General features: G+C 68.9%; 16 protein-coding genes. 9 read left to right on the forward strand and 7 right to left on the reverse strand.

Going from position 1 to position 12,364, the window contains the following annotated elements; translation table 11 throughout:
- Positions 1–12: 12 nt before the first annotated feature.
- Together FHG89_RS33500 and FHG89_RS02925 are read right to left on the reverse strand one after the other, a co-directional pair.
- A complete protein-coding gene (locus FHG89_RS33500; RefSeq protein ID WP_139582546.1) occupies positions 13–339 on the reverse strand; it encodes a hypothetical protein in 327 nt (108 codons plus the stop codon).
- Between the two features lie 264 nt (positions 340–603).
- Positions 604–1,047: a DUF5990 family protein gene (locus FHG89_RS02925; protein ID WP_139582547.1), complete on the reverse strand. Its 444-nt coding sequence runs from the start codon at positions 1,045–1,047 to the stop codon at positions 604–606.
- A gap of 117 nt (positions 1,048–1,164) precedes the next feature.
- On the opposite strand from FHG89_RS02925, the gene FHG89_RS02930 reads away from it, so the two are divergent.
- From FHG89_RS02930 to FHG89_RS02940, 3 genes are all read left to right on the forward strand, one after another.
- Positions 1,165–1,794 carry a VOC family protein gene (locus FHG89_RS02930; protein ID WP_139582548.1) on the forward strand — a complete coding sequence of 210 codons (630 nt, stop codon included), beginning with the start codon at positions 1,165–1,167 and terminating at the stop codon, positions 1,792–1,794.
- Positions 1,795–1,890: 96 nt separating this feature from the next.
- A complete protein-coding gene (locus FHG89_RS02935) occupies positions 1,891–2,958 on the forward strand; it encodes a glycoside hydrolase family 43 protein (RefSeq protein ID WP_139582550.1) in 1,068 nt (355 codons plus the stop codon).
- A 192-nt stretch (positions 2,959–3,150) separates the two neighbouring features.
- The gene (locus tag FHG89_RS02940) at positions 3,151–3,837 is read left to right on the forward strand and encodes a DUF4396 domain-containing protein (RefSeq protein WP_139582552.1); all 687 of its coding nucleotides are present in this window, start codon (positions 3,151–3,153) and stop codon (positions 3,835–3,837) included.
- 82 nt (positions 3,838–3,919) lie between these two features.
- On the opposite strand, the gene FHG89_RS02945 is transcribed toward FHG89_RS02940, so the two are convergent.
- Positions 3,920–4,834, reverse strand: coding sequence for an SDR family NAD(P)-dependent oxidoreductase (locus FHG89_RS02945; RefSeq protein ID WP_139582554.1), 915 nt, complete (start codon positions 4,832–4,834; stop codon positions 3,920–3,922).
- 100 nt (positions 4,835–4,934) lie between these two features.
- On the opposite strand from FHG89_RS02945, the gene FHG89_RS02950 reads away from it, so the two are divergent.
- From FHG89_RS02950 to FHG89_RS02970, 5 genes are all read left to right on the forward strand, one after another.
- Positions 4,935–5,600: a TetR/AcrR family transcriptional regulator gene (locus FHG89_RS02950; protein WP_139582555.1), complete on the forward strand. Its 666-nt coding sequence runs from the start codon at positions 4,935–4,937 to the stop codon at positions 5,598–5,600.
- 49 nt (positions 5,601–5,649) lie between these two features.
- Positions 5,650–6,534: a S41 family peptidase gene (locus FHG89_RS02955; protein WP_139582557.1), complete on the forward strand. Its 885-nt coding sequence runs from the start codon at positions 5,650–5,652 to the stop codon at positions 6,532–6,534.
- 99 nt (positions 6,535–6,633) lie between these two features.
- Complete coding sequence (locus tag FHG89_RS02960; protein ID WP_208760842.1) at positions 6,634–7,011, forward strand: DUF2089 domain-containing protein; 378 nt, start codon at positions 6,634–6,636, stop codon at positions 7,009–7,011.
- Positions 7,011–7,268, forward strand: a complete 258-nt coding sequence (locus FHG89_RS02965; RefSeq protein ID WP_139582559.1) for a hypothetical protein — start codon at positions 7,011–7,013, stop codon at positions 7,266–7,268. Before FHG89_RS02960 ends, FHG89_RS02965 begins: the two co-directional genes overlap by 1 nt.
- A gap of 11 nt (positions 7,269–7,279) precedes the next feature.
- The gene (locus tag FHG89_RS02970) at positions 7,280–7,702 is read left to right on the forward strand and encodes an SHOCT-like domain-containing protein (RefSeq protein ID WP_139582561.1); all 423 of its coding nucleotides are present in this window, start codon (positions 7,280–7,282) and stop codon (positions 7,700–7,702) included.
- A gap of 198 nt (positions 7,703–7,900) precedes the next feature.
- On the opposite strand, the gene FHG89_RS02975 is transcribed toward FHG89_RS02970, so the two are convergent.
- The 3 genes from FHG89_RS02975 to FHG89_RS02980 form a co-directional block, all read right to left on the reverse strand.
- A complete protein-coding gene (locus tag FHG89_RS02975) occupies positions 7,901–9,046 on the reverse strand; it encodes a helix-turn-helix domain-containing protein (RefSeq protein ID WP_139582562.1) in 1,146 nt (381 codons plus the stop codon).
- Entirely contained in the window at positions 9,033–9,194 is a 162-nt protein-coding gene (locus FHG89_RS33505) for a hypothetical protein (RefSeq protein WP_244295121.1), read from the reverse strand. The genes FHG89_RS02975 and FHG89_RS33505 overlap by 14 nt, the downstream gene beginning before the upstream one ends.
- A gap of 126 nt (positions 9,195–9,320) precedes the next feature.
- On the reverse strand, positions 9,321–10,511 hold the full coding sequence (locus FHG89_RS02980) for a helix-turn-helix domain-containing protein (protein ID WP_139582564.1): 1,191 nt from the start codon (positions 10,509–10,511) through the stop codon (positions 9,321–9,323).
- A gap of 217 nt (positions 10,512–10,728) precedes the next feature.
- On the opposite strand from FHG89_RS02980, the gene FHG89_RS02985 reads away from it, so the two are divergent.
- Positions 10,729–11,121 carry a hypothetical protein gene (locus FHG89_RS02985; RefSeq protein WP_139582565.1) on the forward strand — a complete coding sequence of 131 codons (393 nt, stop codon included), beginning with the start codon at positions 10,729–10,731 and terminating at the stop codon, positions 11,119–11,121.
- Between the two features lie 69 nt (positions 11,122–11,190).
- Here the strand turns inward: FHG89_RS02985 and FHG89_RS02990 are convergent, their stop codons facing one another.
- The gene (locus FHG89_RS02990) at positions 11,191–12,096 is read right to left on the reverse strand and encodes a hypothetical protein (protein ID WP_139582567.1); all 906 of its coding nucleotides are present in this window, start codon (positions 12,094–12,096) and stop codon (positions 11,191–11,193) included.
- Between the last annotated feature and the right edge of the window lie 268 nt (positions 12,097–12,364).

Consider the following 12,364-nt stretch of genomic DNA (forward strand, 5'->3'; position numbering starts at 1 on the left):
CGTGACGCCGGCTCAGAAGTTCACGGTGACTCCGGCGGCCTTGCACGCGGTGGTGATGTTCGCGCCGGCCTTCTCGAAGGTCGGATTGTCGGCGGCGCTCGCCGGGTCGGGCGCCGCCGCCGCCTTGGCCGCCTCGTCACCGAAGCGGCGCAGGGCGGCTGCCACCTTGCTGTTGCCCGCGCCGGCCGATGCCACCCGGGTCAGCTCCCGATCCAGTCCGGTCAGGATCTTCCGGTAGTCCGCCGCCGAGGGCTCACCCGTCTTCACCATGTCGATGAGGGCCGCCTTCATCTCGTCCCCGGCCTTCTTCGCCGACTCGCACAGCTTCTTGTCGCTCATCCCTCCCGTCGCGCTCGACGTGGCCGGAGCAACCGACGCCGGGGTGGCCGGCGTGGAGGGCGCCGCCGAGGACGGGGCTGCGGACGTGGGCGCCGACGGGGTCGATCCGGCCGTCGGTGCCGCGTCCTCTCCCCCACAGGCGGTGAGGACAGTCGAAGCGGCAAGGACCAACAGCACGGAGGCGACGCGGATGGGTTTCACGAACGCGCACGTTAACCGATGCCCCCGTGATGATCAATCCGCGCCTGCCGGGCAGCGAAAGCGTCACTCCACTGTCCAGGCGATGGCGGGAGGGCGTACCCGGGCGCACAGCGGCTCGCCGGCGGCGTCGGTCAGGCCGAGCCGGCCGACCAGTGTCCGACCGTCCTCGTGTGCGGCGCGGAGCAGCTCGGTGGGGATGTCGGTGAACATCAGCTTCGCCCGTCGGAACATCGCGAAGCCGTCGTCGGTCACCGCGCCCCAGCTCAGGTACAGGAACCGCGCTCCGGGCCGGCCGTGCACCCACGGCCCGCCGACGTCCAGCACGCCGTCGATCTCCCGGCTGGACACCTCGAACGACCAGGTCGCCTCCGCCGCGTCGGCGGGCACCTGGTCGAGCACCTCGCCCTTTCGCTGGATCCCCACGTGCACGTTGCCGAGCCGCAGCGCGTCGGCCCCGGCGCCGGCGCGTCGCCCGGGCAGGTCGCTGCCGTCGATCCGGATCCGCATGCCTGCGACTCTAGTTCCGGGCGCGTCCGGCTCGCGCTGCCGCGCACCTCGTGACGCGTCGACGGCGGACACGGCCGACGAGCGCGAGGAGGTTGACACGTCGGTAGCGTCACCGGCATGACTGCGCAGATCACGGCGGGGCAGTTCCACGCGGCCGACGGTGTCGAGGATTGGCGCTCCCTCTACCACCTGGTCTCGGCCCACTTCCCGACAGCTTCGCTGACCGAGGGCGTCGCGCTCGTCGCGGCGATCGGGCGGCTGGCCGACGAGGCCCAGCAGCAGTACCTCGCCGTCGACCTGCGCGGCACCGGCGTCACCGTGAGCCTGAGTCGGCGCGACATCTCGTTGGCTCGTCGGATCTCGGCCGCCGCCAGGGCACTGGACATCTCCGCCGACCCGAGCGCCGTGCAGCTCATCAATGTCACCCTCGACGCACTGGTCGGCGCGGACGTGCTGCCGTTCTGGCGGGCGCTGCTCGGCTATCGGCAGATCGGCGACGACTACCTGTCCGACCCGTCGCGCCGGGGACCGGGCTTCGGGTTGCAGCCGATGCAGGCGCCGCGCCCACAGCGCAACCGTATGCACCTGGATGTCGCCGTCCCGCACGATCAGGCGGAGGCTCGCATCGCCGCGGCTCTGGCCGCCGGCGGCCACCTGGTCTCCGATGCGCACGCACCCCGGTGGTGGGTCCTGGCCGACGCCGAGGGCAATGAGGCCTGCGTCGCCACCTGGCTCGGCCGCGAGTAGCGGGTCCGCGCGCGACCGGCGGCATCCGTACGGGCATCGATGTTTTCCAATACAGTACGGGTTGACGCGCGCGCCGGGTTGAGGAAAGGACCGATCATGGGTTGTCGAATCCTGTCGCGGCTCTTCTCGGGGATGCTGGCCGCCGTGCTCGCCACCGGCCTGTCCGCTGCCGGCGCCGGGCCGGCGGCGGCCGGGCAGACCGGTCTGCGCGCCGCCGACCCGAGTGTGATCCGCGTTGGCGGCACCTACATCTCCGTCCAGTCGCTCAACGGCGGGATCGCCGTCCGGCAGGCGGCGTCGACCGACGGGCTGGCGGCGGCAACCGCGCGGCAGGTGTGGACGGACAGCCGCAACCTCGGTGAGGTCTGGGCCCCGGAGATCGTCACCGATGGCGGCCGTTACTACATCTACTTCTCGGCCGGGCGCGGCGCCGCACACCGGATGTACGCGATCCACTCGGCGTCGCCGGCCAGCGGCTACACGGCCGAGCGGCAGCTCGCGCTGCCCGGCGGCAAGTGGGCCATCGACGGCAGCCTGTTCACCTTCGACGGGCAGCGGTGGTTCGTGTGGTCGGGGTGGGCCGGCGACACAAACGTCGAACAGAACATCTATCTCAGCCGAATGAGCGACCCGCTCACCCCGACGGGCAACCGGTTCGTCATCTCCCAGCCGAGGGAGAGTTGGGAGCGCGTCGTCGGCAACCCGTTCATCAACGAGGCCCCCGAGGCGATCAGGGACCCGAACGGGCAGCTCCACATCGTCTACTCCGCCAACGGCAGTTGGAGCGACCAGTACTGTCTCGCCGACCTGCGACTGCGGGCCGGCGGCGATCCGACGTACGTGTGGGACTGGTACAAGTCGAACGGCTGCCTGTTCGGCTCGAACCGGGCCACCATGATGGCCGGCTGGGATCCCACGCTGCACGTGAACGGGCCCGGCCACCACAGTTTCGTCCTGCTCAACGGTGACATCGCCACGAGCCCGCCGGCCGGGCCGAGGTTCCCGCTGATGTTCCACGCCGTACCCAAGGGCACCGCGTACTCGTGGGCGAACCGGTACTGGTACACCGGCACCTTCTGCTGGTGGGGCAACACCACCTACCGCCGCGCCAACGTGCCCGGCCCGACGGCCGACACCGGGTTCAGCATCAAGTTCTTCGAGTGATCCGCGCGCCGCACGTTCGCGGGCGTCGACTTCGCCAGCCAGCGGCCAGCACGACGAACGGCCGATCGGCCGGTACGGACGAGTACGCCATGAAAGACTGTGGGGCGTCCTCGGCCGTCGACACCAGTCAGCGAGCCCCCTCCCCCTTCGGCCGGGGCAGGCACCGGCGCCCGGCGCGTGGAAGGGGCGAGGATGCAGCCGACCTGGCTCGTGGCGCTCTCCTGGGCCTCGCTCGCGGTCGGCGTCGTCAGCTTCGCGGTCGTCCTCGCCGACACCTACCTGCGCGGGCATCGTCAGCCGGTCAAGGTCATGGAGATCGTCTGGCTGGTGACCGTCCTCTACGTCGGTCCGGCAGCCGTCCGCCTCTACTGGAACTGGGGCAGGCCCGAGGCGCTGTCGCCGCGACGGCGGGACGATCAGCCTCGACGGCATCGCCAGGGCGTCATCGTGACCCAGGTGTCCCGTTGTGGGGCGCACTGCGCTCTCGGCTTCATCGTCGCCGAGGTCGCCCTGTACGTCGCCAGATTCGACCCGCCCCAGAACGCGCTGTGGATCGACTACGCCGGTGACTATCTGGCGGCGGTGACGATCGCTGTTCTCTTTCGGTTCTTCGACGGGCCCGGTCACAGCGTCGGACAGATCTGGCACGCGCTGACGACCGTCGTGAAGGTGGAACTGGTGACCATCACCGCGTTCGAGGTGGCCCTGTTCGCGTGGCTGACGCTGGCGCATCACATGGTCTTTCCGGAGCCAACCCTGCGACCGAACAGCCCCACGTTCTGGTTCGCCGGCCAGATCGGGCTGATCGCTGGCTTCATCACGGCCTTTCCCGCCGCCTCCTGGCAGGTCCGCCGAGGGCTAAGCGTCGCGCCCCGCTGACGTCGCCAGACCTCACGCCGACGGTCGCGGCGAGACCCGTCCGGGCCTCGCCGCGACCGATCTCACCTGCCTCGTCGCACGGTCACGCCGCGAATGCCGCCTGGCCGACCGGGAACCGCACGCCGGTGAGGTCTTCCGAGACTGCCCAGAGGCGTTGTTGCACGGTCACGTCGTAGGACTCGGGGCTGGAGGTGACCAGCTCCGGGTGGCCGCGCACCTCGCCCAGGCCGTCGGGGCCGTAGTACTGCCCGCCGAGGACGGACGGGTCGGTGGCGGCCCGCAGGGTGGGCAGCGCGCCGGCCGTCGCGGGCTGGGTGATCACCGGGGCGAGCCAGGTGATCGGCGCGCGGACGGCCGCCGGGGAGTTGCGGACCAGTTCGGTGTTGGAGACGCCGGGGTGTGCGGCCACTGCGACGGTGGTGCCGTGCGGGGCGAGCCGGCGCTGCAACTCGTAGGTGAACATCAGGTTGGCGAGCTTCGACTGGCCGTAGGCGGCGACCCGGCCGTACGAACGCTCCCACTGCAGGTCGTCGAAGTGGATGGCGGCGCGGATGCGGTGCCCGACGCTGCTGACCGTGACCACCCGGGAGCCGGGCACGGGCAACAGCAGGTCGAGCAGCAGGCCGGTGAGCGCGAAGTGGCCCAGGTGGTTGGTGCCGAACTGCATCTCGAAGCCGTCGCGGGTGGTCTGCTTCGGGGTGTACATGACACCGGCGTTGTTGATCAGGAGGTCGAGCCGCGGGTGGGCGGCGCGCAGGTCGGCCGCGGCGGCGCGCACGGAGTCCAGCGAGGTCAGATCCAGTTCCTGTACGGAGACGTCGCCGTTCATCCGGGCGGCGGCCCGCTTGCCCTTCTCGGTGTCGCGTACGGCCAGCACGACGGACGCCCCGCGCTCGGCGAGCAGCCGGGCGGTCTCGAAGCCCAGCCCGGTGTTGGCCCCGGTGACCACTGCCACCCGGCCGTCCTGGCGCGGAATCTGCTGCTCGGTCCAGTTCATCTCAGGCTCCCAATGTACCGCCGGTAAGTTATGTCTGAACGGTAATGTACCACCGGTACACTGTCAAGGGACCGGCGGTACCTAAGCTAGGGTTGGCGGTATGACGTTCCAGCGGGCACGCAGCGAGGAGCAGCGTGCGGTCCGGCGCCAGGCGATCCTGGAGACGACCTCGGCGATGCTCGACGAGATGCCGGTGGCCGCGGTGACCCTGAACGAGCTGAGCCGGCGGGTGGGCCTGGCCAAGACGGCGGTGCTGCGCTATTTCGAGTCCCGCGAAGCGGTGCTGCTCGACCTGCTGGACGACCGGACGACGACCTGGCTGACCGAGCTGGAGCACGAGCTGGACCAGGGCGTCGACCCGAGCCGGTCCGCGCTGGAACGGGCCGAGCAGGCGGCGGACGTGCTCAGCCGGTCGCTCGCCGCCCAGACGGTGCTCTGTGATCTCTTCGGCGCGCAGGGCGGGGTGCTCGAACACAACGTCTCGGTCGAGGCGGTCCGCCGGCACAAGCGAGCCTCACTCGCCAACCTCGCGCTGATGGCCGACCTCATCCGGCGGCACCTGCCCGAGGTCGGCGAACGCGCCGAACTGTTCTGCCTGCAAGCCCTGCTCGTGGCGGGCGCGGTGTCCGCCTACACGTCGCCGCCGCCGAGCCTGCTCGCCGTCTACGAGTCCGAGCCGGCGCTCGCGGTCCACCACATCGACCTGCAAACAGCCCTGCGGCTCGCCATCATCACGTCGCTCGTGGGCTTCCTGCCGCGCTCCTGAGCCGGAATTCGATGGTCGTGGGGCTGCTTACGGTCTACCGTGGCCCGCCGTGCTCTCAAACGAACAGATAATCGGACAGGCCCTGGATCGGATCGAGGCAGGGTACGTCTTTCCCGCGAAGGTCGCGGACATCGACGTCGCGATCCGGCGCCGCCTCAAGGCCGGCGAGTACGACGACCTGGACGGGCCGGCGCTCTGCGAGACGGTGACCGCTGACCTTCAGCAGGTGTGCCCGGACAAGCATCTGCGGCTGCTCTGGGCGGACCAGCCGCAGTCGCTCGATCCGGCGGACGAGGACGGGGGGCGGGCCGCGTTCCTCGCGCTGCTCAGGGCGGAGAACCAGGGGATCCGCCGGGTCGAGCAGGTGGACGGGAACGTCGGGCTCATCGACGTACGGCGCATCGCGTACGCCGACGAAGGCGCCGCCGCGATCGGCGCGGCCATGCAACTGGTCGCCCTCAGCTCCGCGCTCATCCTCGACCTGCGCGCGTGCAGCGGTGGAACGCCGGAGGGAGCCGCGATGTGGTGCAGCTACTTCTTCCGCGACGACCAGGTGCACCTCAACGACTTCTACGAGCGGTCCACCGGCGCCACGCGTCAGTTCTGGACGACCGCGCACCTTCCCGCGCCGCGCTATGCGGACCGCCCGGTCTATGTACTCACCAGCGCGATGACGTTCTCCGGGGGCGAGGACGTGGCGTACACCCTCCAGGCGCACGGCCGGGCCGTCGTCGTCGGTGAGACGACCCGTGGCGGCGCGCATCCGACGGCCCGCCACCCGGTCACCGCACACATCCTCGTGACCGTGCCGACCGCCCGGACCATCAACAGCGTCACCGGCACCAACTGGGAGGGCGTCGGCGTGGTCCCCGACGTACCCGTCCCGGCCGACCAGGCACTCGACACGGCGCTCAAGGCCATCTCGGGCGCATAGGCGCGCGGCGAGCCGGATCGCGTCAGCCGGCAGGACGAGATTAAGAAAGTTAAGGTCTGGCTCTTGGAAGTTGAGGATTCTTAAGCCTAGACTTTAGGTATGACAGATCAGGCGATGGACTGGCAGGAACTCACCAGCCTGACGCGGGGGCAGCCGTTCGTCGTCGAGCGGGTGCGCCTGGCGGGCAACGGCGTCGCGATCGAGGGCGAGTTCGAGCTACCGCAACTGGCTCAGCTCAACGTCGAGGATCAGGTCTTCGTCACGGCGTTCGTGCGCTGCAACGGTTCGATCAAGGAGATGGAACGCATCTTCGGGGTGAGCTACCCGACGATCAAGTCACGACTCAACCGGATCACGCAGATGCTCGACTTCGTCGAGACCGACCCGGCGCCGTCGCGGGCCGACGTCATCGACCGGTTGCGCCGCGGTGAGATCACCGCCCAGCAGGCGTTGGCCGAGCTGGAAGGCCGACCGTGATGCCGCAGCTGGTGACCGTCAAGGTCAACCGCCCGGCCCGCCGACCCATCCGCGTCTGGGTTCCGGTGCTCCCGGTGGCGCTCCTGCTCTTCCCGATCGTGGTCCTGGTCGTGCTAGCGGCGATCGTGGCCTGCCTGGTGTTCCGCATCGGTGCGGTGCGGGCACTCGGTGCCGGTTGGCGCGTCATCTCCGCGCTGCCCGGCGCCCGTTTCGACATCGAGCAGGGCCGCACGGCCGTGCTCGTGGCCATCCGATAGGAGAGGTTCGAATGACCGAACAACGCAAGGACATCCTCGACATGCTGGCCGCCGGCAAGATCACCGCGGAGGAGGCGGAGCAGCTCATCGCCGCACTCGAACGGGACCAGGCACCGGCGGCGGCAGGTCTCGACGCCCGGCCGAAGGGCAAGGTGAAGTACCTGCGGGTGGTGGTGGACGCCACCGACAACGGCGAGCCGTCGCGGGTCAACGTGCGGGTGCCACTGCAACTGCTGCGGGCCGGCGTACGGCTGGCGGCGCTGGTCCCGCCGCAGGCCCTGGTCAAGGCCAACGCCTCACTCAGCGACTCGGGCGTGCCGATCGACCTGACGCAGCTCAAGCCCGAGCAGTTGGAGGCGCTCGTGGAGCACCTCGACGACATGACGGTGGAGGTGGACTCCCCCGATGCCACCGTGCGGGTCTTCTGCGAGTAGGCACCCGTCCGATGGGACGGCCCCTCGAGAGGGTGCTGGAACACCCTCCCGAGGTCTGCGCCCGCCGCAGCAGAGCACAGGTGAACTGCCAACCTGAAGTCTAGCCACTCACCAGCACACCAGCGGAGGGACCACTCGGAGGAGCGGTCCCTCCGCTGCGTCACGCCACGGTGGTTGTCGTTCGACGCAGTGACCTGGTCAGCGACTGAGGCCGACCAACGTCGCCAGTCGCGCCACGCCGGCCGGCGCCGGCTGCGCGCGGGCGACATCGGCGATGAGAGTACGCGCCACCGGCCGCCACCGAACCTCAGCTGGCGCGACACTGTCCGCGTCGACCAACGCCCGCGCCGCCCCGCGCAGGTCACCACTGTGGAGACACGCCCGCGCGACGTCGACCAGGTACGCGCCCCGATATTCGGCCGGCAACCTTCGCCACGCCTCCCGCCGCACCACTGTCGAGTGCCTTCGTAGCGCCTCAACGGCGTCATTCCGCGAGGCTGCCACCAGCACCCGCGTCAGCTCGACGGCGATCAGACCGAAGCAGGTGCGGTGCTGATCGTCGTACCCCCGAAGGTTTGTGGCGACGCCCGCGGCCCGGTCGGTCAGCTCGTCGGCGCGGCGGTGCTCGCCGCAGCCGGCGGCGGCCAGCGCGGCCTGGAGCAGCAGCGCCCCTCCCACGGCCCACTCCCCCGCTGACCGCTGCGGCCGGACACGGTTCGCGGCGGCGAGCGTCGCGGCCAGGGCCAGGCGGTCGCGGCCGGACGCGCGCAGCGCCTGGCCGACCGAGATGGCCGCCGTCGCCGCGAGGGCGGGGTCGTCGTGGGCAGCGGCCATCGCTCGGTCGGCGGCCAGCCAGGCCAGGTCGGCCTCGCCGAGCTTGACCAGCAGCGACGAGGTGATCCGGTACGCCTGCACCAGCAACTCCGCCGACCGCGCGCCCTGGGCGGCGTCGAGCAGACCCGGCAACAGGCGCACCAACTGCCCGTAGTGCGCGTGCTGGTAGGTCAACCAGGCGTGCCCGACCCGCCGCCGCAGCTCGTCCGTCTGCGGTGGAGCGTGCGGGATGTCGTAGCGGGCGAGCGCGGCCCGGATGTCGTCCACCCCGTCCGGCGTGCCCGCCGGAGTGCTCCGCGGCTGGCCAAGCAGCGCCTCCGGCTCGACGCGCAGGACGTGGGCCAGTTCCTGGATGACCGAGTACCGGTCCAGGGGGCGGGCGCCCCGCTCGATCTTGTCCACCCAGCTCTTCGACCTGCGTAGCCGGTCGGCGAGCATCTGCTGCGTCATCTGCCGCCGCACCCGCCAGCTCGCCACCCGGCGGCCGACAGGGATGTCATCGCTGGTCACGCCGCCACCGCCGGTCCGGAACCGCGCGGGTCGTGTCCTCCACGGGTACGCGCTCGGCCTCGGCCTGGACCAGGAGGCGCTGCTTGGCAGCCTCCTGCTCGGCCGCCTCGCTGTTGTGCTCCGGAGCGTTGTCGTCCTGACCGCCCATCCCCGCCTCATCCGGTAAGGGCGCAGCCGTGCTCGGGATCGACCACTGCCGCGCCAGGTCATCGGGACGCGGTCACGTCCCAAAGCGGACACTAAGGCGGATTAGTGATGCAGTGATTACTGGCAGTTATGCGGCCAGGTTGATGCCGATGCGGCCGGCGAGCAGGCGCAGGTCGTCGGGGATGGCTCGGCGCTGGGCACGCTGGGCCAGGGTCACCACGGCGTCCCGGGCGAGGGGGTTGATGGCGAACGGGATCGGTGCTGCCCGCTCGGCCTGGACGAATGCGGCGAGGGCTTCGGCATCCCGACGACCGCCGTCCGCCAGAGCTCGCCCAATATCGAGCCAGTACGACAGTTGGCGATTCGACGCCTTGAGCACCTGCGGCCGTATCGTCCGGGACAGCTCGATCACTTTGCCGGACTCGCCCTGCTCTGCCGCAATGGACATCTTCCAGAGCCCGACGTTCGTCGGCCCGAAGCAACACCCGTTGAAGCCGCCACCGTCTGCTGGATCTCCCAGACTCGCCGCCTCACGCGTCGCCTCTGCGAGATGATCGCGGGCCACATCGGGACGACCGTCCACGGTCGAGGCCAGCGCAGCCATGAGGTAAAGCTGACCGAGCATCTGGCGCACCCGGATGTCGGAGGCGTCCCCTTGTAGCTCGACCAGTGATCGGTCAGCGGATCTGGCCGCCAAGCGCGCGGACTCGATCGGCAGGCTCTGCGCGTACACGAACCGGGATGCGCCGAGCCACGCACGGTCCTCGACGTCCTCGGCGGCGGACACGGATACCCGAGCGGCGTTGAGGGCCAGGTGGCGGTAGCCGAGGTGTCGAATGCAGGTAGAGGCCAGATAGGCGACCTGGGCGAGTGTCGTCCCGCCCACGGCGGCGGCTTCGAGCAACAGGCCCGGCAGCATTCGGGCCATTGCCGGGTAATTACAGGCGTTGCGGAGTTGGTCGGCTCGGGCAATCTCGGCTGCCAGGCGTTCCGCTGTGTAGGTCGAAGGGCGGCGCTCGCCGTCCTCGATCTCGATCAGGGCCGACCAGATCGCCGGCACGCACTCGGCGGCGCTCTCGCGGGCCGGATCACCGGACTCGGTGCCCTGACCGAGCAGGTCAGCCACCGTGACCTGGAGCGCGGCAGCGAGAGCGACCAGTGTGGAGCGACGGTCGATGGTCTTCCGACCCGACTCAACCTGCGACACGTACGACTGGGTGACACCAGCGAGCCCGGCGAGAACGGCCTGAGTCATCCCGCCCCGACGCATCCGCCAGTAGCGAATCCTGGCACCGATGGTGTCCGGCTTCTTCACCATGACTATGCGCACCCCCAGGCAAAGAACCGGGATAGCGGCCACGCCCTGCTATCCCCGCACGCTTGGACGGTACACCGACAAAGCATCCAAGCGATGACGCTGATTTTTCGGAAGACGTCAGTCCTCCAGCATCGGAGCTAGCTACGGTCGCCAGGTGACCTGAACGAGCCGGACGGAGGACCTCGATGCAGCGCCCGCACGGCTTCCGGTTCCGCCGATGAGTGTGCGTATTGAGGTGGCAACGAACGGCGAGTGCCTGCTGGGCGAGGAGTCAGGCGCTGCTGGTGCGTCTCGTAGGTTCGGCCGTCGGCTGTGGAACGGTCAATGTCGTCAGACTCTCCCGCTACTGTCGATAGCCGGCGAGCAGGACGAGCGGCTCTGCCTCGGTGGTGAGCGGATCGATCTCGGCTGCGGTCTCGAACACGGCGCGTTCGAGCTACCGGAAGGCACCACTGCAGATTCGGGCCTTGTCATCGCAGACGCCGAGGTCGGCCTCGCCTTCTTCGCGATGCGGATCCTTGCCCGGCTCCAACAGATGGGCACGGTCTCAGCAATGAACATAGATGCTTACACTTCCGTGCTCACGCAGCGGAGTGGAGAGCAAACCTGAAGCAGCCGGCCACGCTGAACGACGTTTTAACTGCGGCGACATGACCTTGCCACGCTCCTGCTCTCCTACCTAACTACCTACCTGGTTAAATAAAGCGCCCAGCCGTCGGCACATCAGCCCGAGTCGGCTGTCGCGTTCACTGTCTTCCGTATCCGATTTGCACCGAGGACATCTTTTCTCCGCCGTACTGCACGCGGCCCAGTACTCCAGGAACGCAATGTCGATAAGAAGCCACTGGGCAACCCCCTCTTGATACTGCACGGCGGCTAGCAGACCGCTGGCAACAGCCGTGCCAAGCGCAAGCACCAGCGCTGCAAGCACAGCTTTTAGGCTGATCGTAGGGGTGTCGCTGCGACAGATGGACACCTCTGCCGCTATCACGCATATGACGGTGGCCGGAACGATTCCAATGCACATCTGCCGGACTGATCGTCGGTATTCATACTCAGCCTGAGAGGCAGCGGACATTTTGCTGCGGGCGAGGCTGACCGCGAGATGGAGGTCGTATCGCGTACTTATCGGCTTCGCGAACAGCTGGTGCCACCAGCGCCTGCGGGATCTCCACCACGATCGCAAGGCCAAGGATTCAGGCCTGCGCTCCCAAGGTTCGTCCTGAAAAAGCCGATGAAGATGCCCGATGAGCGGCTGATCCCCATCGGCCTGGGACTCGACTTGGACCGCACCGAGCATTTCTAACCGCTGGGCTCGCAGGTTTTGAACGAGGCGATTCGTTGGCCAGTAGAAGGTTGCCATTACTACAACAATTCCGATGGTGTACGCAAGTCCCAGCAGGACCAGCAGAACCAAGATCGCGTGGACGGAACTCGTATTGGATGCAGCGACGACACGAGCCAAGCGCAGGTGCTGATTCCACCCCCACGCATCGCCGAGCACTACTAGGAGCCAGAAAGCGGCAGCGACAGTCGCCGCACCGGGAATCAAAAATTCAATCCGCAGAGATGCACCGTACTTCACGCGGCGCCAGCATGCCATGACAGCTCGTCAGCTTCAACACCTACCGGTCGGATGTCCGGATGGCTACAGTGCTGGAGACAGCAGGTCGTCAGCCGTCATACTGTTCTGCCGAGAACCGCGTGCATCCTCCTTCGAGCGCCTTGGCCTCAGCCTCACAGCGCCACGATCGCCGCAGTCTCCGCAGGCAGCTCGATCCGGTCCCGCATCACCGTGACGCCCTCGCCCGTAGCCAGCAGCACCCGCCGCGCCACCCCAGGCAAGGCCACCG

It is taken from the genome of Micromonospora orduensis, from assembly GCF_006228125.1.
Classification (GTDB): domain Bacteria; phylum Actinomycetota; class Actinomycetes; order Mycobacteriales; family Micromonosporaceae; genus Micromonospora; species Micromonospora orduensis.